Below are 22,255 nucleotides of genomic sequence, written 5' to 3'. Positions count from 1 at the left end.
AACATGCCCCAGCGCTCCCTTTTCAACCTGCCCGACGTCGGCGAAGGGCTGACCGAGGCCGAGATCGTCTCCTGGAAGGTCAAGCCGGGAGACGTCGTCGCCGTCAACGATGTCATCGTCGAGATTGAAACGGCGAAGTCCATCGTGGAGCTTCCGTCCCCGTACGCCGGTCCTGTGGCGGAGCTGATGGTGGCCGAGGGCGACACCGTGGAGGTGGGCACGCCCATCATCGCCATCGGCTCCGGGACCGATGCTGCCGTCGCTCCCGCCCCGGTCCCGGCAGGGCATGGCTCCGACGCTGAGGGCGAGGTCATGAAGCCCCTGGTGGGGTCCGGTCCCAAGGCCGACGCCGTGAGGCGCCGCCCGCGCGCCGGCTCGGCAGCCGCGGTGGTGCCGCCGCCCGGCCGGGTTCCGGCGTCGACCATGGGTGCGGCAGCCGGCACGGGTGCGGCGAACCGCGTGCTGGCCAAGCCGCCCGTGCGCAAGGCAGCCAAGGACCTGGGCATCGACCTGGCGGACGTCTCGCCCACCGGGCTGCGCGGCGAGGTCACGAAGAAGGACCTGCTCAGCTATCAGGACCAGCGCACGGCCGAACAGGACGGGGCCGGCACGTTCTGGGCGGCGGCTGGCGGGGCCGGCCCGGCTGGCGACCCCCGCGTGGAACGCATCAAGGTCAGGGGCGTGCGCAAGGCCACCGCCAAGGCCATGGTGGAGAGCGCGTTCTCGGCCCCGCACGTGAGCATTTTTGTGGACGTGGACGCCTCGCGCACCATGGAGTTCGTGAAGCGGCTGAAGGTGTCCCGCGACTTCGAGGGCATCAAGGTCTCGCCCCTGCTGATCCTTTCCAAGGCCGTCATCTGGGCGGCCGCGCGCAATCCGTCGGTCAACGCGACGTGGACGGGGGACGAGATTGTCATCAAGCACTTCATGAACCTCGGGATCGCCGCCGCCACCCCGCGCGGGCTCATGGTCCCGAACATCAAGGATGCGCAAAACCTCTCCCTGAAGGAACTGGCCATTGCGCTCAACGCCCTCGCAACCACGGCGCGGGCGGGCAAGACGCAGCCCGCGGACATGCAGGGCGGTTCGCTGACCATCACGAACATCGGCGCGCTGGGCATCGACACCGGCACCCCCATCATCAACCCGGGCGAGGTGGCCATCGTCGCGTTTGGCACCATCAAGCAAAAGCCCTGGGTGCTGGACGGGGAGGTCATCCCGCGCTGGATCACCACACTCGGCGGATCGTTCGACCACCGCGTGGTGGACGGCGACCTCTCCGCGCGCTTCATGGCGGACGTGGCCGCCATCATGGAGGAGCCGGCGCTGCTGCTGGATTGAGATCAGCAGGAGCCTGCCGGTGGTCGAGTCCATCGAGATCCGGAAGCTTCGACGCAGGCAATGAGCCGCATTGATATGTCTATAGCCGTATGATGCGACATGGCCTCCCGCGCATCCGAGACCCGGCGATGAGCGCGGTTTCGCGTTTAACGATTAACCAGCGTGGTTACGAAGGGCCTGCGCGCCGGGGTACCGTTTCCGCCGAAACGGCGCGGTGAGCCACCGTGGTCTGTAGACCACAGAGGACTTTTCGCTACGCCACTCACCCCGGACCGCCCACGTCATCCCTACCTGAGAGTGGAAAGAGATGCGCACGTGATGGCCACGCATGAAGAGCGACGAGCCCCCTTTCGAGGCGGTGGCGGGCCCTCACCCTTCACGGTTATGCAGCACGCGTGCCGCTCATTCGGTCGCTGAGTTCTTGGGCTGCATATAGACCTCTTTTCGCTTCATCCAGAAATAGCAGCCAATACCCGCGGCGACACTGAGTGGCGGAACGAAATAAATTGCCAATTCGCTACTGCGAAAAAAAAGCGCGATAGTCATCACTATTACGGCAGCGAATACCAAACCGGGGGAATTTGTCTGCCCGTCCTTGATTTTGGACCACTGCATCTGACCGTAGACGTATCCGGTAAAGATAAAAGCCCCGATAAGACACACTGCCCCGACGACTGCCATCGGCAGGGGTGCCATACCCACAACGGAGACTGAGGCGGCAAGGATCAAGCTGATGGTGAACCAGTATTTGGACTTCATGAGTTCCTCTGCGATGTCGGTACGTGCATTTCGCTGGAGCCGGCTAGTGCCGGGTGCCTAGCAACTCATATTGAAGTCGATGATCGCCCCGCCGATGGCGAAGCCCACGGCGCAGCTGAATGCGAGGGGCGGCATGGGTGCAAATGCGCCGCACATGGCCCCGTTCACGGCAAACCACGCCCAGAATGCCGCCCAAGCTGAGGCACAGCGAGGAAGGCTTCCCAAAGCCATCGACGACATCGCCCCACTTTGGTTTTCAGCCTTGTGAATGATCATTTCACTGCTGAAAGAGTCGGCCGATATTTTCGAGACCTTGAACTCGATGACACCTTTTTTCATCATGTCAACCAGACCAGTAAGAGCATCCGTCGGCATGGAGGCTGCCATGAAGTCACGTTGGAGTCTAAAGTCCAAACCGGAAAAGCTCCGCAAGTACTTGGTCATTTCACGCGAATTTGATATTAGGTCCACCCGCCGTTCGAAACCGGTGGGATCGGCTGCCTTTAAGCTTGACGTCTCCTCGGACGCGATGCGCAGGGCCGCCTTGTCTGGCATTTTTGTCACTGATACGCCACTCGCAGTTTGGTCAGTCGGATGTGTCACGCCTCCGCGATCCAAAGGAGCTGCCATTGCAGCGTTGGGAGTCATCGCCAGGGATGCCGCGACAATGGCCCCAATGATGGCGATCTTCAGTCTGGTCTTGTTGCGTGTGATGATGAGCACTATTCCCCCCAAGAAATGTTGTGTCTTTTGTCAATAGCCCATGACATTTTTGACACTAGTCGCTACATCACGACTTTTCAACTTCAGGAGTGGAATTTGGGTTCCCACGAATGGAGTCATTACGTGGACGGCTGGGTTATGTGGCCGGTTGGGCGTTTCCGCAGGTGAGAGCAGCGCTGAAGCCATTTCCGACCACATAACCCTGAGCGTGCCGGTCAATGGCCCGGGCGATTTGCGCGCCTGACCGGTTGCGCGTCTTGGACTGTGCATCTCGACTTTGCAAGGGGACACCTGCGCTTGTTCCCGATGTAGTGGCTATCGCTCTCGTCTTGAGCGTGCCGAAGAATCGCCTTGTCTGTTCACTGATATCAGAAAGGCCGATTCTTATGGAAACAGCAAAGCTCCGCGAGGCGTCAGGGCGCGTGATCGTCGCGTTGACGGCGGCGGGCAGGTCGCGCACCACGATCAAACGCCATGAGGCTGTGTTCAACGCGTTCGCCGGGTTCGTCGAGGCTCGCGGGCAGGGACTTCCTAATGAGGCGGATTGCCTCGATTTCATCGCCGAGCGATCCGGTTCCAGACTTGGTAGTTTGCGCGAGCCGACTCGTTCCAGGCATGCTCAACTCGCACGCCGGCCCCTGATCCTCCTGATGGAAGCCTTGGATGGGATTCTCCCTCAGGTCGGGCAGCCCACATCGCCGTTGATCGAGAACTGCCCGGCAACTTTCCGGACGGTCAGGGACGAATACCTGGCTGCGTGCCGGCAGCGAGGCAACGCCGAAGCCAGCGTCACGACCAAGCAACGCGCCGCCGATCAGTTCCTTGCCTACCTCGAAGAAGTCGGCCGAGAAACCCTCGACCAGGTACAGGCCCAAGACTTGGCCGGGTTCTGGGTCCGGCTCCAGCGTCGGAGCTATGCCCCGAAAACCACTGGCTCGCTGCGTTCGGGGTTGGCGGACTTCCTGCGCCACCTGGCCGAGCGCGGCCAGGTCCAAGAAGACCTGGCGGGGCGACTGCCACCCCAGCGCTATCCCCGGCGTGGCCAGTTGGCCCCGTACCCGTGGAAGGTTGAGGAAATTCGCTTGGTCTTGGATAAGATCGATCGGCAATCGGCGATCGGAAAACGTGACTACGCGATGGTCTTGCTGACTGCCCGGCTCGGTTTGAGAGTCGGAGATCTGCGCTGCTTGGAACTGGGATGGTTCGACTGGCGGGCTAAGACCGTGGCGTTTTCACAGCACAAGACTGGTCTGCCGTTGACGCTGCCGCTGCCCGGTGACGTCGGATGGGCTGTGATCGACTACATCCGCCATGGTCGGCCCGAAGCGGGTTGTCGGCAAGTGTTCGTCAAACACCGCTACCCGTTCACGGCTTTCGGTTCGTCCACCTCGGCGGGCTGCCGGCTGCGTTACTACGCACGGCGCGCTGGGATAGTGTTCCCGCCCGGGCGGTCGCACGGCCTTCACTCGTTGCGCGGCGCCTTGGCGGTGGCGATGCTCCAAACCGATACGCCCCCGCCGGTCGTAGCGGCGGTTCTGGGTCACGCGACGACCAACACGACTGCCGCGCACTATCTCAGGCTTGACACCGAGCACCTGCGCGGCTGCGCCCTCGACGTCGAAGATGTCCTGGACGTGGAGAAAGGGGCCCAGTCGTGAACGCGCCGACGCTGCCCGCCCTGGTTGACACCCTGGTCGCCGCGCGCCGCGCCGGCGGGTTCCGGTATAACGGCCAAGAACGGGTGTTGCGCCAGTTCGCCGAGCACTCCCGCCGGGAAGGATACGCGGACGGGTCGATCATTCAAGAAGCTGTCGAGGGATTCCTCTACGGCCGCCACCTCAAGGGGTCCACCATCCGCCGTGAAGAGATCGTCCTGCGCGAGCTGGCCGAACACGCCCGCCAATTCGGCTGGCAAGCGTGGGCACCACCGACCCTGACGCATGTGAAGACCGCCCACCGGCCGCCACCGTACGTGTTCAGCGACGACGAGATCCGCCGCCTCTTCCACGCCATCGACACCCAGACGTTGTCGGAGATGTCGAACAGGGCGCTGGTCGACCCGGTACTGTTCCGGGTTTTCTACGCCACCGGGATGCGCCTGTCAGAAGCACTCAATCTGGAACTGCGCGACTTCGACCCGGCCCGAGCCACCATCGAGGTGCGCGATGGGAAGAACCGCGAGAATCGCATTCTGCCGGTCACCGGACGCCTCGCCGCCACCCTGGAAACCTATATCGCGGCCGCCGAACCCCACTTCGAACCCGCCCACAAGCTCTTCCACACGGGGGATCGCTCCAGACCGGTTGATAAGTCCACGGTTTACAACAGGTTCCGGCGCTACCTCTCTGACGCCGACATCCCCCACTTCCGAGGTGGCCCGCACGTCCATTCGCTGCGCCACGGCTTCGCCGTTGCGAACCTGCGCCGATGGGCGGCCGCTGGCGCGGACCTGGCTGTCATGCTGCCATACCTATCGGCCTATATGGGCCACGCCGACCTGCGCGGAACCCAGTACTATCTCCAGCTGACCGCGGACGCATACCCCGAGGTCGCCGCCATGACCCAAGCCAGGTTCGGTTACGTCATCCCGGACCCAGCCAAGTCCGAAGGAGTCCAACGGTGAGCGGCGTCGACCCAGCCGGCGGGGATCTGGCCGGCAAGTGGCTCTCGAAGTTCCTCACCGACCATCTGGCCGGGGAGCGGGACCTGTCGGGCCAGACCATCGCATCCTACCGAGACGCGATCAAACTGCTGCTCACCTGGTTCCGCGACGTGGAGGAAACTCCACCGGAAAAGCTGAGCCTGGCGGACCTTGACCGGGTCCGGGTGCTCGCCTTCCTGGACTGGCTCGAAGCCGAACGCGGCAACTCAGCGGCGACACGTAACCAACGCCTTGCCGTCATCAAATCGTTCGCCCGATACACCGCAGTTGAGCAGCCAGAGTTCCTCAACCAAGCCACCCTAATCATCGCCATCAAGCAGAAGAAGACCCGGGCCGCTGACATGGGCCACCTCACCAGCGACGAGATGAAAGCCCTTCTGGCCGAACCAGACCCGGCCACCTGGCGGGGGCTGCGTGACATGGTCATACTTTCCACGCTCTACGACACCGCAGCCCGCGTGCAAGAGATCTGCGACCTGAACACCTCCGATATCCGCACGGCCCGCCCGATGGTGGTAACCCTCCATGGCAAAGGCTCCACAACCAGACGAGTGCCTCTGATGGACCCCACCGCCCGGCTCCTGACGGACTACCTCGACCGTCGCACGCCCCACCCTGGCGTCGGCGCAGACGCCGACCCACTGTTCAACGGGCCAGAACATACCCGATTGACCCGCTGGGGAATCACCAAAATCCTCGCCAGACACGTCCCATCCCTACGTCGCCGCGACCCCGGATACGCGGCGGGCATGAACGTAACCCCGCACGTGATCAGAAGGACCCGGGCAATGCACCTGCTTCAAGCCGGCGTCAACCTGATCTACATCCGCGACCTGCTCGGACACGCCGACGTCTCCACAACCGAGATCTACGCCCGCGCCGACACGGAGGCAAAACGCGCCGCCATCGAAAACGCCTACCAGTCGCTGACGCCCGAGTCCCTGCCCGACTGGACGAGCGATCAAGATCTCCTCAAATGGCTCGACCACGCCTGCCAATAACAACCAGGGTTATGTGGCCGGAAATAGCTCCAGCGCTGCTCTCACCTGCGGAAACGCCCAACCGGCCACATAACCCAGCCGTCCACGTAATGCCTCTTATGTGGAATTCCACATAAGCGCCATAGAGAGGCTGTGGACCCAAGCACCCTGCGGTGCTCATTGGCGACGACCAACGCCCACTGAAGGTTGATATCGGTGATTGCCAAGGTGTTGAACTGTTCCGAAGTTTGGAAGGGATCCACATCTTGGACATGGTACGGACCTGGGCATTTCGTGCGGAAGACTCCAATGCTGCTGTGGCGAACAGGTACGCCCCCGATTTGCGTATCGCTCCTGTGGCGGCGAATGCGGCGGCCACGTCCAAGAATGCAAGCAGCATGGAACAGTTTAGACGCCGATCCAGTAGCGGCGCTTGCCGTTGCGGCTGTCGTCGTAGATGCCGCCATTGCGTTCAATGGTGGCCCGGGAGCCGGCGTTGTCCTCGTCGCAGGTGACGAGTACGCGGTCGATGCCAAGTCCACGAGCGATCGGCAGGGCCTCATGCAGCGCCGCCGCGGCATGGCCGCGGCGGCGCGCGGACGGGCGCACGCTGTAGCCGATGTGCCCGCCTTCATTGAGCAGGAAGTCGTTGAGCACGTGCCGGATGGCCAGTGAGCCGACCACCGTGTTGCGGTCGATGATCCAGAGGTAGGTGCACGGCACGTATCCGGGCGTCCGGGGGCTGTCCGGCAGGGCGTCGGCGATGAGCCAGTCCACGAAGCGGCCAAACTCCGCGGGGTCGCGCAGGAGTTCCAGCGGCCAGTCGTCCGTGCCGCTCCCGTCTCGGTGCGCGCCGTCGAACTCCGCTGCGGCCTCCAGCCAGGAGGAGTGGTGTTTTCGGTCGGGAAGCTCAAGGCCTGTCATCACACGATGCTATAGGAGAACCGCTGTCCATCCGTTGGACTTTGGCGTCTCCAGTTGCACAGCGGACAGTCAGCGAACGTTCACCGATGAAGCATGCGCGCCAGCCAGGCTGGAGACATGAAACGCAGCCGGTTCCCTGCCCGGGCGATCCTGTCAACCTGGGATGCCGCGGACGTGAGGCGCCGCTTCAGGCAGGGGCTTGCGGCCGGACTGGCCGGATGGCAGGGCCGAACCACCATGGCCATCGCCTTGGTGGTGATGGCGGTGGTCGGCGTAGGTGCTGCAGCCTACGCCGGAGTTCCCCGCGCGGTCCCGGTCAAGGCGGTCCGGGTCGACGTCATTGGCGACTCCCTGAGCACCGGGTACAAGACGCCCGGCAACACCTGGCCCGGGCAGGCCCAGAGACTCGTGTCCGCCATGGGCCTGGCGGCAGAGATCACCAACGCGTCCGAAAACGGCGCGGGGTATGTCCAGCCCGGTGACATGGGGGACGTCTTCCTGGACCTGGTCAACCGGATCGTGAATTCCCAGTCCCAGGTGGTGGTGGTCTTCGGCTCCGACAATGACGTCGGGAACACGGGCCTGTCAGCTGCCGTAGAGGGCGCGCTGGCCAGGATCAGGATCCTGGCTCCCCAGGCGGCGATCGTCGTGGTGGGGCCCACCTCCGAATCAAATGACCCCGGCGGGCAGCTGACGCCGGTCCGCCAAGCGCTCGCCGTGCAGGCGGCGGCCATCGGCGCGAGATTTGTCGATCCCGTGGCCCTGGGCTGGTTCCAGGGCTCCGCGTCGCAGGACCTTTCCAGCGACCTGGAACATCCGAATGCCGCCGGCGAAACATACCTGGCCCGGCATATGAGCGCGCTCATGGCCCCCGCCATCAGGTCCGCGATGCGCCGGGACCGGTTGCGCGGTTGATTGGGCCTGTCCAAATCCAGGTCTCGATGCTCGCAGGGCTCACGCTGGACCAGCGGGGGGTTGCGAATGGCTCGACCGGCGGCCACCACCGGGATCATCGTGCCGCGATGGCCTCCGCCAGCACTGGCGCCAGCCGCTTCACGCCCTCCCGCAGCGTTTCGGGAGGGACGGCGCTGAACGCCAGGCGCAGCTTGTTGCTGGGCCCCCCGGCCGCGGAGAAGGCAGCCCCGGGCACAAACACCACGCCGGCCTCGATCCCGTTGTACAGCAGCGGGTAAGTGTCGATCCCCTCGGGCAGGGTGAGCCACACGAAGAATCCTCCCTCCGGCGTCGTCCAGGACACGCCGTCGGGCATGAACTCGTCAAGCGCCGCGAGCAGGGCCGTGCAGCGTTCCCGATACAGGTTCCGGTAGGTGGCGACCTGCCCCTGCCAGTCGTAGTCGCGCAGATAGTCGCTGACCAGCAGCTGGTTGAACGTCGGCGGGCAGAGCGTGACGGCCTCGCTGGCCAGGTAGTAGCGCTGCTTGAGGTGCGCCGGCACCAGTGCCCAGCCAATGCGCAGCCCCGGCGCAAAGATCTTGGAAAACGATCCCAGGTACAGCACGTCCTCCGGGTTGGCCGCGCGCAGGGGGGCCGGCAGGACGCCGTCGAACTTCAACAGGCCGTAAGGGTTGTCCTCCAGCACCAGGATGTTCGCCTCGCGGCAGATGTCCACGATTTCCTGGCGCCGCCCCGGGGCCAGCATCACACCGGACGGGTTGTTGAAGTTGGGGATCGTGTACAGCAGCTTGATGCGCTTGCCCTCGGCCTGCAGCGCGGCGATGCGTGCGCGCAGTTCGGAGGGGATGATGCCGTGTTCGTCGCCGGCCACTGGCTGGACGTCCACCTGGTACGCCTCAAAGGTGTTCAGCGCGCCGACGTAGGTGGGGTCCTCGAGCAGGATGACATCGCCCGGGTCGCAAAACACCTTGGCGGCAACGTCCTGGGCCGACTGCGAGCCGGCCGTGATGACGACGTTCTCGGGGTCGGCGTCGAGGATTCCCTCGGCCGCCATGACCTCGCAGATTTGGGTGCGCAGTTCCAGCGTGCCCTGGCCGCCGCCGTATTGCAACGCCTCCAGGCCGTGTTCGGCAATGATGTGCCGGGCCGTCTCGCCCAGGCGCTCCAGCGGCAGCGACTGCAGGTACGGGTTGCCGCCGGCCAGCGAGACGAGCCCGGGCTGCATGGAAATCTCAAAGACGTCGCGCACGGCCGACTGCTTGATGTTGGCCGCACGCACCGAAAGCAGGCTCTCGTGGCGCAGCGGGGGCGCGACGTTCACGGACTGTGCACGCGCCAGGGCATCGACGGTTTCTTCGGACAGGGTTTCGGCGGCAGCAGTGGCGCCGGCGGCTGAAGTGTTCACGATGTCAGGATACAACCGATGTTGCTAAATAGGCATCAAAAGTTTTTCATGAAGCTCTTTTACTTCAGACTGAGCACCGCATTCAACGGTTTTCCGTTGATGGTAACGGCCACCGGGCCGCCCGCCGCGTCCCTTGCCGTGAGCAGCAGCTGCTGCTGGACACGCGGGATGTCGCACTCCCCGCCCATTTTCAGCGTGCCGGTCAGGTGTGCCGTGATGGAACCCGGGCCGCGGGTCACGGACTGCACTTCCAGCCGCGACTGCCACAGCGCATTGTTCAGGCCCGACTGCCCCAGGAACTGCGAGTGGTCAGCCAGCAGCGTCCGCAGGGCACCTTCCACCGGGTCGGTGAAGCTGATCGCCACGCTGGTCACGGCCACGGCGCTGTCACCGCATCCGACGGCGGTGCCTTCGGTGCCTGCATCGCCCAGGGCAAGGTAATACAGCGTGGCCGAGGCCATGGTCGGCATGACCGTCGGGTCCTGGGCCGCCGCCGCAGGGGCGGACGACGCCGGAGCCTGGCTTTCCCCGGCCACGTCCGTAGGTGTCTGGCTGGCTTGGGCGGTGCCGGCGGCACCCGCACCCATGGCCGCAGTCGGCGCCGTCGGCGCCGTCGGAGTCGTCGGTGCCCCGGAGCAGCCGCCGAGCGCAAGCGCCAGCGCGGTCCCGGCCACAAAGACGTGGAAAGGATACCTCCATGCCGTGAACATCATGCCCTCCCTGGGTGGCCGTGCGGACGGCCCTACGCCCGGTCCCGCGGGTGGCCGCGGGCCGGGCGGGCCGCCTGACCCCAGCCTAGGCGGGCCACTGCGGGAGCTGCAGGGCAGTGGCCCAAGGGGAGCCGAAGAGCAACCTCATTGCGCCGCGGTCACGGAGCGGTGGCCCCGGTCACTGGCCGATCACGGGCGCCCGCCGGTACGTCAGGTGCGTGACCAGGTCCGTGGCGCGCGCGCCGGCCTGGTCAAACTCGAGGTGCGGCAGGCCGGCAAACAGCCGCTCGCCCGCCCCGAGCACCACAGGGACAAGGTGGAGCCGCAGCTCGTCGATCATGCCGGCCGCCAGATACTGGTTGATGGTTTGGGCCCCGCCGCAAATCGCCACGTCGCGGTCCCCGGCTGCGGCGTGGGCCAACGCCAGGGCCGACGCCGGGCCGTCGCCAACAAAGGAGAACGTGGTGCCGCCCTCCATCTCCAGGGGCTCGTGCGGATGGTGGGTGAGGACAAAGACAGGTGCGTGGTACGGCGGGTCCTCGCCCCACCAGCCGCGCCACGGACCCAACGCCACGGCGTCCCAGGTGTCCCAGGGGCCGCGGACCGGGCCAAACATGTTTCGGCCCATGACGAAGGCACCGGCATGGGTGATGGCGGCGATCTCCGCCGCGTTGGCGTCGGGCTGGTCAAACATCCAGGTGTGCAGGCGGGTGTCGGCGCCAACGCCCAGGGGGTGCTCCAGGCTTTGGTGGGGGCCGGCCACGAACCCGTCCAGTGACAGCGCCACGTCACAGCTGACCAGGCTCATGGCAGGCTGCGAAGGAACTCGGCGATCCGATTGGCCATCACGTCCGGTTCCCAGCTGTGGTTGGCGGCAGGGATGGTGGCCATGCTCCCGTGCCGGACGTTGGCGGCGATGGACTCGGCGGCCGGAGGCATGAGGGGCAGCGTCTGCTCGCCCACCATGGCCAGCGTCGGTGCCGTGATGGCGGACCACAGCTGCGCGCGGGGCGCCGACTGGGTCCAGGCCAGGGATTCCGTGTCCGGTTCCAGGGACGGGCCCATGGCCGTCATGACGGGCCACCCCGGGCTGTTCCGGGCGCCCTCCAGCCATTCCGGCGGCATGTCCTTCATGAAGTACGCAATGACCTCGTCCCCGTTCCCGGCTGCCAGCTTTTCGCGCAGTCCCACCAGGTTGGCGGCGCTGTCGGTGCCCTGTTCCACCCCCAGCGGCACCTCCCAGAGGACCAGGGCGGAGACGGGGAGCCCCGCGGCTGCGGCGGCGAGGCAGATGGATCCGCCCGAGGAACTGCCAAACAGCGCCGCGGGTGGCCCTGCCGCCTCGATGAGCGCGCGGAGGTCGTCGATGGTGTCGGCCAGCGTGAACGACGGCGCCTGGGCGCTTTCGCCGCGGCCCCTCCGGTCGTAGTTGACCACCATGAAACCCTGGGCGGCCAGCAGCGTGGCCATGGCGACGGTGTTTGGGTCGAAGCCGCGGAACTGCATGGCCCCGCCCACCAGGATGACGGGCGGGCCCGACCCTTCAACGGTGTAGGCGATACGGGTGCCGTCGCGGGAGGTGGCAAAGCTGCTCATGGGGGACTCCTTAAAGGTCTCTGGACGGCACGCTACGCGGTTGCGTGCGTGCCGTCCAGAATTTTTCCCGGGCGTCCGGGCGTCCGGGCGGGCAGGCGTCTCTAGACCAGCTGGTGCCAGTCCTGCGCCAGGGGCAGGCCGTGGGCGGTGGAGACCGAGTGGTGGGCCACCTGGCCGCCCGCCACGTTCAGCCCGGCGGCCAGTGCTGGGTCCGCTTCCAGGGCCGCGGCGACGCCGAGGTTGGCCAGCGCCACGGCGTAGCGGAGCGTGACGTTGGTCAACGCATAGGTGGACGTGTTGGGCACCGCGCCCGGCATGTTGGCAACGCAGTAGAAGATGGAGTTGTGCACCCTGAAGGTGGGGTTTTCGTGCGTGGTGGGGTGCGTGTCCTCGAAGCAGCCGCCCTGGTCCACGGCGATGTCCACCAGCACGGAGCCGGGCTTCATCTTCGCCACGAGGTCATTGGTGACCAGCTTCGGCGCCTTGGCCCCCGGGATCAGCACCGAGCCGATCACCAGGTCCGCCTGCACCAGGCAGCGCTCGATTTCCAGCGCGTTGGAGGCCACGGTCTTCAGGCGGCCTTGGTAGTGGTCGTCCAGCTGGTGGAGCCGGTCGATGTTGATGTCCAGGATGGTCACGTCCGCACCGGCGCCAATGGCCATGGCCGCGGCGTTGGTGCCGGACACGCCGGCACCCAGGATCACCACGTTGGCCGGTCGGACACCGGGCACGCCGCCGAGCAGGATGCCCTTGCCGCCGGCCGGGGCGGTCAGGCACTGGGCGCCGACCTGCACGGAGAGGCGCCCGGCCACCTCGGACATGGGGGCCAGCAGTGGCAGGGCGCGGCCCTGCTGGACGGTCTCGTAGGCGATGGCGGTGACGCCGCTGTCCATGAGCGCGCGTGTCAGCTCCGGTTCCGCGGCGAGGTGCAGGTAGGTGAACAGGACCAGGCCCTTGCGGAAGTGCGCGTACTCAATGCTGATGGGTTCCTTGACCTTGACCACCATGTCCGCCCGGCCCCAGACCTCCGCCGCATCGCTGACAAGTTCCGCACCCGCGCCCTCGTATTCGGCGTCCTCGATGCCCGAACCTGCGCCTGCGCCGCGCTCCACCAGCACGGTGTGGCCGTGGCGGGTGAATTCATGCACGCCGGAGGCCGTCATGGCCACGCGGAACTCGTTGTTTTTGATCTCCTTGGGAACGCCGATGATCATGGTATTTCCTTCTCTAGTGGCGGGACTCGGCGGGCAAATGCACCACGGCCTGGTACGTTTCAGCCTACGGCCGGGCTGTGGCCCAGATCATCGCACGTTCCGGCGCCGCGTCCGCAACGCCGCGCAATCACGGGGTTCCCGGCCTCCCAGCTCCGACAAATGTCGCAAGGGACGGCAGCAACTGTCGCCCGCTGTCTGTTGCGGGCCGTACGCTGGAGCCATGCGCAACGAGGAGATTGAGGACCTGGTGGAACGGCTCGCCGTCGAACTGGGCCGCGGGCTGTCCCTGGAGGACCTGGACGGGGTGCTTCTGGCCTACAGCGCCAACCAGGCCCAGGCGGACAGGGTGCGCGTGAACTTCCTGCTGAGCAAGCGCGTCCCCGCCGATGTCAGCGCCTGGCAGCTCTCCCATGGCATCGCCGCGGCGGTCCGGCCCGTGGTGGTGCCCGCCAACACGGAGCTGGGCATGCTGGGCCGGGTGTGCGTGCCGCTGCTGGTCCGTGGCTTCCGCGTGGGATACCTGTGGGTCCAGCAGGATGCCCAGGAGCAAAGCGCGACGGCGATCCTCGCGCAGCTGCCCCAGGTCCGCAATTCGCTGGACCTCCTGGCCACGCTGCTGCTCGACTCCAACACGGCCGAGTCCAGCCAGCGGCGCGCCCGTGAACAACAGTTCCTGGCGGCCGCGGACGGCGACCGGCATGCCATCGAGGTCGTTTCCGAATGGCCCGAAATCCGCCAGCGCGGACCATGGCAGGCGGCCACCGTCTACGCGGCACCGGGAGCGGACCCGGCTTCCCAGCCGCTCCCCAAGCCGGACCACCGTGCGGCCGGGGACCCGCTCGCGGCGGTGCTGGTCCACCGCAGCGCGGGCCTGCAGGCGACGGTGGGCATGGACGACGCCCTGTTCTCCGCCGGCCTGGGCAGCCACGCCGTCATGTTGTTCCGCGCCACGCAGGGCCGGACCGTGCACGCCGCCGTACTCAAGCGCTACGAAGGCGAGCTGGCGAAGCGGACGGGAGTTCCGGCGTCGCGCGTGGTGATGGGCATCGGGGAGCCGTTCGGCTCGCTGCGCGCGCTGCCGGCGGCCTACCGGGAATCACGGATCGCGGCCCAGGCCGCCGCCGTCGACCCGGTGCTTGGCACCATCCTCGACGTGCGCGGGGCCGGGGTGTACGAGGTGCTGGCCGGCGGCCAGGCCGACCCGGAGGACAGCGTCTATTTTCGGCTCATCCGGGCCAGGGGCGATTCCGGCGAGCTGTTTCCGGTCCTGGAGCTCCTCTATGACAACGACGGCGCCGTGGCTGGGATTGCCGACCGGCTCCACCTGCACCGGTCCACCGTCTATCACAGGATCGCCCGGGTGCGCGGGATCATCGGCGCCGATCCGCTGGCCGGCCGCGTCCGGCTCGAGCTGCACCTGGCGCTGAAGGCCGCGCGCTGGGCGGCCCGGCCGCGGATCTGAGCTGAAGTGAGGCTACGCCTCGAAGGCGGCCGCCTCCAGCCGGCAGGTGACGGTCTGCAGGAAGCGTCCGGCGTCGGCGCCGTCCACCAGGCGGTGGTCGTAGGTCAGGCAAAGGTACATCATGTGCCTGATGCCCAGCACGTCCGCGCCGTCAGTGTCCGTCACGACGCCTGGCCGCTTGACAATGGCACCGATGCCAAGGATGCCCACCTGGGGCTGGTTGAGGATCGGGGTGTCAAACAAGGCCCCGACACTGCCTATGTTTGTGATGGAGAACGTGCCGCCGGAGAGTTCGTCGGCACCGATGGAACCGGCGCGGGCACGTGCGGCGACGTCGGCGATGCCGCGGGCCATTCCGGCGAGGTTCAACGTTCCAGTGTTCCTGACCACGGGCACCAGCAGCCCCTTGGGAGTGTCGACGGCGAAGGCGAGGTGCTCGGCGTCGTGGTAGGAGATGGTGCCGGAGCCCTCATCAAATTCAGCGTTGAGCATGGGGTATCTCTTCAACGCCTCAGCCACGGCCACGGCAATGAACGGCAGAAACGTCAGCTTGACACCGTTGCGGGACGCAAATGCGGCTTTGCGGTCTTCGCGCAGGCGCACCAGGGCAGTCAGGTCAACTTCATGCACCTGGGTGAGCTGCGTTGATACCGTCAACGACTCCCGCATGCGCCGGGCAATGACCTGGCGGATACGCGGGGCCTTGACAGTTGTGCCGCGCAGGCTGGCTGAGGCCTCGTCGGGAGTTGGTCCCGCCGTCCGGGCGGCCGCAGGGACAGCGGCCGCCCGGACAGCGGTGGTATGTGGTTCGGCCGCAACGGCGGCCAACACATCGCCACGACGGATGCGGCCCCGAACACCCGTGCCTGCCAACGTGTCCAGTTCGACGCCGTTCTGCCGGGCCAGCTTGCGAACCAGCGGGGTGACATAGGTCCCGCCCGGCCTGGACCCCGGTGACTTTTTCGGTCGGAATCCGGTCGTGACCGGATAGGCATCGACCAAAGTAGTCCCGACGGGCCCAACCGCAGCTTTTTCGCTCCCGGCGGGCTCAGACATCGCGCTGCCGATGTGGGCGAGCACCTGGCCCACCGCTGCGCTCTGGTCCTCACGGACCAGAATGGCTTCGAGGACGCCGGTAAACGGGGACGGCAGCTCTGTGTCGACCTTGTCGGTGGAGACCTCCAGGAGCGGTTCGTCAACCTCAACGGCGTCGCCCACGTCCTTCAGCCAGCGCGTTACGGTACCTTCGGTGACACTTTCACCCAGCTCGGGCAGGACTACCGCTTCAGGCACGGTATGCCGCCCCGGTGTGGCCCGAAACAGCGGGGTTGCGCAGCAGCTTGCCCGTGGGAGTGATGCCGTCAATCTCAGCACCGGCCAGGAAGGTGCGCCGGACCACCCCGGTGAGGGAGGCGCCGTCGTACGGGGTGATGGCGTTCTTGTGCTTGAGCCGGGTCACGTCGACCACCTGCGATTCGTCGGCAGCGAAAATGGAGAAGTCGGCGTCCGCGCCCACCGCCAGCCGGCCCTTGGACGCAAGTCCCACCAGTTTGGCGGGGGCGGCGGACATCCAGCCCACGACAGTGTCTAGGGCGATGCCGCGCTTGCGGGCCTCGGTCCAGATCAGTGGCAGGCCCAGCTGAAGGGAGGAGACCCCGCCCCAGGCCACGGCGAAGTCGCCGTTTTCCAGGTCCTTCAAGTCCAAGGTGCTGGGGGAGTGGTCCGAGACGATGCAATCGATGGTGCCATCGATCAGGCCCTGCCAGAGCTGTTCGCGGTTGCCCGCCTCACGGATGGGCGGGCAGCACTTGTAGGCGGTGGCGCCGTCGGGCACGTCCTCGGCCTGCAGAGTGAGGTAGTGCGGGCACGTTTCCACGGTGATCCGGATGCCTTCGGCCTTCGCGGCGGCGATCAGCGGCAGGGCCTCGGCGGAGGAGAGGTGCAGGATGTGGGCGCGGGCGCCGGTGCGCCGGGCTGCGTCAATGACCCGGGCAATGGCCGCGTTCTCGGCGGCGCGCGGACGCGAGGCCAGGAAGTCCGAGTAATGGCGGCCGGGCACGGGCGTGATCTCCTCGATGGTCCGGGCGTCCTCGGCGTGCACAATGAGCAGGGAGTCGAAGGAGCCGATCTCGGCCAGGTCGCGTTCCATCTCCTCGGATTCCAGGTGCGGGAATTCGTCGACGCCGGAATGAATGAGGAAGCACTTGAAGCCGAACACGCCCTCCTCGTGCAGGGGGCGGAGGTCGGCGGTGTTGCCCGGGATGGCGCCGCCCCAGAAGCCGACATTCACGAACGTCTGGCCGGCGGCGGCCTCGCGCTTGAGCTCAAGGTGGGGGACCGTCGTCGTCGGCGGGATGCTGTTAAGCGGCATGTCCACCACGGTGGTGACGCCGCCGGCCGCCGCGGCCCGGGTGGCGGAGGCGAAGCCCTCCCAGTCGGTGCGGCCGGGCTCGTTGATGTGGACGTGGCTGTCCACCAGGCCCGGGAGCAGCGTTTCATCCGCGCCCAGCTCGATGGTCTCCCGGCCCGCCAGCCCGGCGCCGAGGGGCTCGACGGCGGCAATCACTCCGGCGTTGATGCCCACCTCGTGCGCGGCGGTGCCGGCCGGGGTGAGGACGCGCGCGCCGCGGATGACAAGGTCAAAGGCTGCTGAGTTGATCGGTGGTGCTTCAGACAAGGGTGGTCTCCTCTTTAAGGGCCGCGGCCAGTTCCATTCCAATGGTTGCACCGATCCGTTCCAGGAGCTGCCCCGCATGAATCATGCAGCGGGAGACGTCCGGTTCAAGGTCGGTCAGGGCGAACGTCCGGGTAAACCCGGCGCCGCCCAGGGCTGCCTCGTCCAGGGTGGTGCGCCCGCAGACGGCAACAACATTCACGCCGGCCGTGCGGGCTGCCGAGGCGACGCCCATGGGGGCCTTGCCGAAGAGGCTTTGCTCGTCCAGGCTGCCCTCGCCGGTGATGACGACGTCGGCCCCGGAGAGGTGTTCCGCGAGGCCGGTCAGTTCCAGGACGACCTCGATGCCCGGGCGCCGCTTGGCCGAAAGGACGGCCAGCGCAGCGTAGCCGGTGCCGCCGGCGGCACCGGCGCCGGGGGCGTCGATCGCGTCGACGGCGGCGGTGCCCAAGGCGTTGGCCATGATGCGGAAGTAGCGTTCCAGGGCCCTTTCCAGGTGCTCGACGTGCGCGTCGGTGGCACCCTTTTGCGGGCTGAAGATGGCTGCGGCGCCGTCCGGGCCGAGCAGCGGGTTGTCCACGTCGCTGGCCAGGGTGAACGTCACCCCGCCCATCCTCGGGTCCAGGCCCGTGAGGTCAATGTTCGTGACCTGGCACAGGGCCCCGCCGCCGGGCGCCAGGTGGCGTCCGGCGGCGTCCTTGAAGGTGGCGCCCAGGGCTGCAAGCATGCCCGAGCCGCCATCCGTTGTTGCGCTGCCACCCAGGCCCAGGACGATGTCCGTGCAGCCGTGGTCCAGGGCCGCCGCGACGAGCTGGCCCGTGCCGTAGGTGCCGGCCCCGAGAGGGGACAGGCGGCCGTCGGGCAGCTGGGCCAGCCCCGAGGCGGCGGCCATCTCAATGACGGCAACCTTCCCGCGGACGGCGAAGTCGGCGCTGACAGGCTCGCCGGTCGGGCCCTGCACGGTGGCTGAGACCCGGGTGAACCCCGCCGCGATGACGGCGTCGACAGTGCCTTCGCCGCCGTCGGCCACAGGCATGAGCTCAATCTGGAGGTCGGCGTTCGCGGAGGCCAGCCCGGTTGCCAGGTGGCGGGCCACCTCCGGGGCGGACAGCGATCCCTTGAACTTGTCCGGGGCGAGGATGACGCGCATGGTTGCTCCTAGTCCTGCAAAGCCAGGATGGCGGTGGGGGCGTCCGTGGCGTACTCGGCAATGTCCTCGATCTCGTTGACGTTGTCCAGTTCGGTGCCCATGGAGATGTTGGTGACCTTTTCCAGGATGGCCTCGACCACCACGGGAACCTGGTGTTCGTCCATCAGGCGCTTGGCCTCGGCGAACGCTGCCTGCATGTCCTCGGGACGCTCCACACGGATGGCCTTGCAGCCCAGCCCCTCGGCGACCTTGAGGTGGTCCACGCCGTAGCCGTTGGTCTCCGGGGAGTTGATGTTCTCGAAGGCCAGGGACACGTGGTAGTCCATCTTGAAGCCGCGCTGCGACTGGCGGATCAGGCCCAGATAGGAGTTGTTCACGACCACGTGGATGTACGGCAGGTTGAACTGTGCGCCCACGGCCAGTTCCTCGATCATGAACTGGAAGTCGTAGTCGCCGGAGAGGGCGACGACGGTCTGGCCGGGCTTGCCGCGGACAACGCCCAGGGCGGCCGGTCCGGTCCAGCCCAGGGGGCCGGCCTGGCCGGCATTGATCCAGCGGCGGGGGCCGAAGACGTGCAGCATCTGCGCTCCGGCAATCTGCGAGAGGCCGATGGTGGAGACGTAGGTGGTGTCCTCGCCAAACGCGGCGTTCATCTCTTCGTACACGCGCTGGGGCTTCATGGGCACATTGTCGAAGTGGGTCTTGCGCTGCAGGGCGCCCTTGCGGGCCTGGCAGTCGTTGGCCCAGGTGCCGTAGTCCGTCACGGAGCCGGCGGCCTTGCGCTCGCGGGCCGCTTCCAGCAGCACGTCCAGGGCCGCGCCGGCGTCCGAGACGATGCCCAGGTCCGGCGCGAACACGCGGCCGATCTGGGTGGGCTCGATGTCCACGTGGATGAACTTGCGGTCTCCGCGGTAGGTGTCCAGGCCGCCGGTGTGGCGGTTGGCCCAGCGGTTGCCGATGCCGATGACGGTGTCCGACTCCAGGAACGTGGCGTTGCCGTAGCGGTGCGAGGTCTGCAGGCCCACCATGCCGGCCATCAGCGGGTGGTTGTCCGGGATGGCGCCCCAGCCCATGAGGGTCGGGATGACGGGGATGTTCAGCAGTTCGGCCAGTTCCACCAGCTGCGCGGAGGCGCCGGCGTTGATGATGCCGCCGCCGGCGACGATCAGCGGCTTCTTGCCTGCCAGGAGGATGTCCAGGGCCTTCTCCGCCTGCTTGCGCGTGGCGGCCGGCTTATTCGGGACCAGCGGCTCGTAGGCGTCGATGTCGAACTCGATCTCGGCCATCTGCACGTCGATGGGCAGGTCCAGCAGGACGGGGCCGGGACGGCCTGAGCGCATCAGGTAGAAGGCCTTCTGGAACGCGCCGGGAACCTGGCCGGGCTCCTTGACGGTCATGGCAAGCTTGGTGACGGGCTTGGCGATGGTCTCGATGTCCACCGCCTGGAAGTCTTCCTTGTGCAGCTTGGCCACGGGGGCCTGGCCGGTGATGCACAGGATCGGCACGGAGTCGGCCCACGCGGCGTACAGGCCGGTGATCATGTCGGTGCCGGCGGGGCCGGAGGTGCCGGTGCAGACGCCGATGTTGCCGTCGGCGGCGCGGGAGTAGCCGTCGGCGGCGTGCGAGGCGCCCTCAACGTGGCGGGCCAGGGTGTGGCGGAGGCCGCCGTGGTCCTTCATGGCCGAGTAGAACGGGTTGATGGCGGCACCGGGGAGACCGAAGATCTCGGTGGCGCCTTCCTTTTCCAAGATCAAAACGGCTGCGTCTACGCTGCGCATCTTTGCCATGGTGTGCTCCTTCAAAAATATGTGGGGTGCGCCCGGAACGGGCGGCTGGGGGTGGTGAACGGGGAAGCTGAACGGGGAGCCGAACAGGGGTGGGTTTCCCGCCGCCGGACGCTTCGACGTCGTCCGGCGGCGGGACGCTTGTGGGGGCGGGCCCCTGTGTGGGGGCTACTTGCGTCCGGAGGAGGCGAGCGCCTGCTTGAAGAGGCCCGAGTGGTCCAGGCCGCCGTCGCCCTGGGCGACCATGCCCGTGACGAGCTGGGCGACCGCGCCGCCGAGCGGGACGGTGACGCCGGCCTCGCGGGCGGCAGCCGTGACGATGCCAAGGTCCTTGTTGTGCAGGGCCAGGCGGAAGCCGGGGTCGAAGTTGCGGTCGAGCATCTTCTGGCCCTTCTGCTCCAGGACCTTGGAGCCGGCCAGGCCGCCGCCGAGGACCTTCAGTGCGGCGTCGGTGTCGACGCCGTACGCCTCCAGGAAGACGATGGCTTCGGACAGGGCCTGGATGTTCACGGCCACGATGAGCTGGTTGGCGGCCTTGACAGTCTGGCCCGAGCCGGCGGGGCCGACGTGGACAATGGTCTTGCCGACGGCGTTGAGCACGTCCTGTGCGTCCGCGAAGTCCTTGGCGTCGCCGCCGACCATGATGGACAGGACGCCGTCGATGGCGCCCTGCTCGCCGCCGGAGACCGGGGCGTCGAGGGGGCGGATGCCCGCGGCGACGGCGTCCTCGGCGAGGCGCTTGGCAACATCCGGGCGGATGGAGCTGGCGTCGACCCACAGGGTGCCCTTGGCGGCGTTGGCGAACACGCCGTCTGCGCCGGAAACGACGGCCTCGACGTCGGGGGAGTCCGGGACCATGGTGATGACGACGTCGGCGCCCTTGACGGCGTCGGCAATGCTGGTTGCGCCGCGGCCGCCGGCGGCGGCGAGCTTGTCAATGGCGCCCTGGCTGCGGTTGAAGCCGGCGACCGTGTGGCCGGCCTTGACGAGGTTGACCGCCATGGGCAGGCCCATGATGCCGAGACCGATAACTGCAACGTTGCTCATTGTGTGTCCTTTGCGTGAAGTGTGCGGGAAAGTCGGGAGGGGCTAGAGGGCAGGCTGGCGGATGGCCCAGGCGAACGCGTCGTCCGCCGCTGCCTTGTATTCCAGGCCGATGTAGCCGTCGTAGCCGAGCTCGCGGCTGCGGGTGATCCACTCGCCCAGGGGCAGGTTGCCGGTGCCGGGGGCGCCGCGGCCGGGGTTGTCGGCGATCTGGATGTGGCCGAAGTCCTTGGCGTGGTTCTCGATCACGGCGGCAACGTCGTCGCCGTTGACGGCCAGGTGGTAGAAATCGGCGAGCAGCTTGACGTTTCCGACGCCGGCCTCGCTGGTCTTGGCGATGACGGCCAGCGCGTCGGCGGCGGTCTTCAGCGGGTAGGCCGGGGTGCCGGAGACGGGCTCCAAGAGCACGGTGCCGCCGATCTTTGCGACGCCCTGGGCGGCGGCGACGAGGTTCTGCACGGCCAGCTCATCCTGCTCGGCCGGGGTGAACTCGTCCTGGCGGTTGCCGTAGAGGGCGTTGAAGGCCTTCGTGCCGAGGCGCTCGCCGATGCCGACGACGACGTCGATGTTGTCCTTGAATTCGGAGCAGCGGCCCTTCCAGGAGACCAGGCCGCGGTCGCCGGCAGGCATGTTGCCGGCGTTGAAGTTCAGGCCGGTCAGCTGGACGCCCGCGTCGGTGATGGCGCGCTCAAAGGCGGTCAGGTCGGCGTCCGTCGGGACAGAGGTGTCAAAGGGCCACCAGAACTCGACGGCGTCAAAACCTGCGGCCTTGGCTGCTGCGGGGCGCTCCAGCAGGGGCAGCTCCGTGAGGAGGATGGAGCAGTTCACTGTGTACGTCATCGTGGGGTCCTTCCGAGGAACGTCGGCGTTCCGTGATCTTGGTCGACTCTTCCGTCAGATTTTCATCTAGTG

General features: G+C 67.0%; 20 protein-coding genes. 6 read left to right on the top strand and 14 right to left on the bottom strand.

The genetic code is table 11. From position 1 onward, the window contains the following. Nucleotides 1-3: 3 nt before the first annotated feature. On the top strand, nucleotides 4-1,341 hold the full coding sequence (locus DMB86_RS01820) for a dihydrolipoamide acetyltransferase family protein (RefSeq protein WP_113716306.1): 1,338 nt from the start codon (nucleotides 4-6) through the stop codon (nucleotides 1,339-1,341). A gap of 402 nt (nucleotides 1,342-1,743) precedes the next feature. Here DMB86_RS01820 and DMB86_RS01815 read toward each other — a convergent pair whose 3' ends face one another. Both DMB86_RS01815 and DMB86_RS01810 read right to left on the bottom strand, forming a co-directional pair. Further along, on the bottom strand, nucleotides 1,744-2,100 hold the full coding sequence (locus DMB86_RS01815) for a hypothetical protein (RefSeq protein ID WP_113716305.1): 357 nt from the start codon (nucleotides 2,098-2,100) through the stop codon (nucleotides 1,744-1,746). A gap of 57 nt (nucleotides 2,101-2,157) precedes the next feature. Further along, entirely contained in the window at nucleotides 2,158-2,823 is a 666-nt protein-coding gene (locus DMB86_RS01810; protein ID WP_113716304.1) for a hypothetical protein, read from the bottom strand. Between the two features lie 386 nt (nucleotides 2,824-3,209). Between DMB86_RS01810 and DMB86_RS01805 the strand changes: the two genes are divergently transcribed. From DMB86_RS01805 to DMB86_RS01795, 3 genes are read left to right on the top strand one after another with little or no spacing between them, the layout of a single operon-like run. Beyond that, nucleotides 3,210-4,481, top strand: coding sequence for a tyrosine-type recombinase/integrase (locus tag DMB86_RS01805; RefSeq protein ID WP_171814333.1), 1,272 nt, complete (start codon nucleotides 3,210-3,212; stop codon nucleotides 4,479-4,481). After that, nucleotides 4,478-5,446, top strand: a complete 969-nt coding sequence (locus DMB86_RS01800; RefSeq protein ID WP_171814332.1) for a tyrosine-type recombinase/integrase — start codon at nucleotides 4,478-4,480, stop codon at nucleotides 5,444-5,446. The genes DMB86_RS01805 and DMB86_RS01800 overlap by 4 nt, the downstream gene beginning before the upstream one ends. Further along, nucleotides 5,443-6,486, top strand: a complete 1,044-nt coding sequence (locus tag DMB86_RS01795) for a tyrosine-type recombinase/integrase (protein WP_171814331.1) — start codon at nucleotides 5,443-5,445, stop codon at nucleotides 6,484-6,486. The genes DMB86_RS01800 and DMB86_RS01795 overlap by 4 nt, the downstream gene beginning before the upstream one ends. A gap of 387 nt (nucleotides 6,487-6,873) precedes the next feature. Here the strand turns inward: DMB86_RS01795 and DMB86_RS01790 are convergent, their stop codons facing one another. Continuing rightward, nucleotides 6,874-7,389, bottom strand: a complete 516-nt coding sequence (locus DMB86_RS01790; protein ID WP_113716301.1) for a GNAT family N-acetyltransferase — start codon at nucleotides 7,387-7,389, stop codon at nucleotides 6,874-6,876. 117 nt (nucleotides 7,390-7,506) lie between these two features. Here DMB86_RS01790 and DMB86_RS01785 point away from each other — a divergent pair, with 117 nt between their 5' ends. Next, the gene (locus tag DMB86_RS01785) at nucleotides 7,507-8,304 is read left to right on the top strand and encodes an SGNH/GDSL hydrolase family protein (protein ID WP_171814330.1); all 798 of its coding nucleotides are present in this window, start codon (nucleotides 7,507-7,509) and stop codon (nucleotides 8,302-8,304) included. Nucleotides 8,305-8,398: 94 nt separating this feature from the next. Here the strand turns inward: DMB86_RS01785 and DMB86_RS01780 are convergent, their stop codons facing one another. The 5 genes from DMB86_RS01780 to ald form a co-directional block, all read right to left on the bottom strand. After that, on the bottom strand, nucleotides 8,399-9,709 hold the full coding sequence (locus DMB86_RS01780) for an aminotransferase-like domain-containing protein (protein WP_227878531.1): 1,311 nt from the start codon (nucleotides 9,707-9,709) through the stop codon (nucleotides 8,399-8,401). Between the two features lie 59 nt (nucleotides 9,710-9,768). Next, the gene (locus tag DMB86_RS01775) at nucleotides 9,769-10,422 is read right to left on the bottom strand and encodes a GerMN domain-containing protein (protein ID WP_113716298.1); all 654 of its coding nucleotides are present in this window, start codon (nucleotides 10,420-10,422) and stop codon (nucleotides 9,769-9,771) included. Nucleotides 10,423-10,597: 175 nt separating this feature from the next. After that, nucleotides 10,598-11,227, bottom strand: a complete 630-nt coding sequence (locus DMB86_RS01770) for a dihydrofolate reductase family protein (RefSeq protein WP_113716297.1) — start codon at nucleotides 11,225-11,227, stop codon at nucleotides 10,598-10,600. Beyond that, a complete protein-coding gene (locus DMB86_RS01765; RefSeq protein WP_113716296.1) occupies nucleotides 11,224-12,015 on the bottom strand; it encodes an alpha/beta fold hydrolase in 792 nt (263 codons plus the stop codon). Before DMB86_RS01765 ends, DMB86_RS01770 begins: the two co-directional genes overlap by 4 nt. Before the next feature lie 101 nt (nucleotides 12,016-12,116). Then, entirely contained in the window at nucleotides 12,117-13,229 is a 1,113-nt protein-coding gene (gene ald / locus DMB86_RS01760; RefSeq protein WP_113716295.1) for an alanine dehydrogenase, read from the bottom strand. Nucleotides 13,230-13,449: 220 nt separating this feature from the next. Here ald and DMB86_RS01755 point away from each other — a divergent pair, with 220 nt between their 5' ends. Continuing rightward, nucleotides 13,450-14,691 carry a PucR family transcriptional regulator gene (locus DMB86_RS01755; protein ID WP_113716294.1) on the top strand — a complete coding sequence of 414 codons (1,242 nt, stop codon included), beginning with the start codon at nucleotides 13,450-13,452 and terminating at the stop codon, nucleotides 14,689-14,691. Nucleotides 14,692-14,703: 12 nt separating this feature from the next. Here the strand turns inward: DMB86_RS01755 and sucB are convergent, their stop codons facing one another. From sucB to DMB86_RS01725, 6 genes are all read right to left on the bottom strand, one after another. Then, complete coding sequence (gene sucB / locus DMB86_RS01750) at nucleotides 14,704-15,984, bottom strand: 2-oxoglutarate dehydrogenase, E2 component, dihydrolipoamide succinyltransferase (protein WP_418202294.1); 1,281 nt, start codon at nucleotides 15,982-15,984, stop codon at nucleotides 14,704-14,706. Next, nucleotides 15,977-17,368 (bottom strand): allantoinase AllB, encoded by a 1,392-nt coding sequence (gene allB / locus DMB86_RS01745; RefSeq protein WP_418202293.1) that lies wholly within the window; start codon nucleotides 17,366-17,368, stop codon nucleotides 15,977-15,979. The genes sucB and allB overlap by 8 nt, the downstream gene beginning before the upstream one ends. Beyond that, a complete protein-coding gene (locus DMB86_RS01740) occupies nucleotides 17,361-18,515 on the bottom strand; it encodes a glycerate kinase (protein WP_113716293.1) in 1,155 nt (384 codons plus the stop codon). Before DMB86_RS01740 ends, allB begins: the two co-directional genes overlap by 8 nt. An 8-nt stretch (nucleotides 18,516-18,523) precedes the next feature. After that, nucleotides 18,524-20,302: a glyoxylate carboligase gene (gene gcl, locus DMB86_RS01735; protein WP_113716292.1), complete on the bottom strand. Its 1,779-nt coding sequence runs from the start codon at nucleotides 20,300-20,302 to the stop codon at nucleotides 18,524-18,526. A 165-nt stretch (nucleotides 20,303-20,467) separates the two neighbouring features. Continuing rightward, nucleotides 20,468-21,346: a 2-hydroxy-3-oxopropionate reductase gene (locus DMB86_RS01730; protein WP_113716291.1), complete on the bottom strand. Its 879-nt coding sequence runs from the start codon at nucleotides 21,344-21,346 to the stop codon at nucleotides 20,468-20,470. Between the two features lie 42 nt (nucleotides 21,347-21,388). After that, the gene (locus tag DMB86_RS01725; RefSeq protein WP_113716290.1) at nucleotides 21,389-22,183 is read right to left on the bottom strand and encodes a hydroxypyruvate isomerase family protein; all 795 of its coding nucleotides are present in this window, start codon (nucleotides 22,181-22,183) and stop codon (nucleotides 21,389-21,391) included. Nucleotides 22,184-22,255 lie beyond the last annotated feature (72 nt).

Origin of the sequence: Arthrobacter dokdonellae (genome assembly GCF_003268655.1) — a bacterium.
In the GTDB taxonomy this organism is placed as follows: domain Bacteria; phylum Actinomycetota; class Actinomycetes; order Actinomycetales; family Micrococcaceae; genus Specibacter; species Specibacter dokdonellae.
Note: the sequence above shows the minus strand (reverse complement) of the source record. Positions and strands in the feature narration are given on the sequence as shown.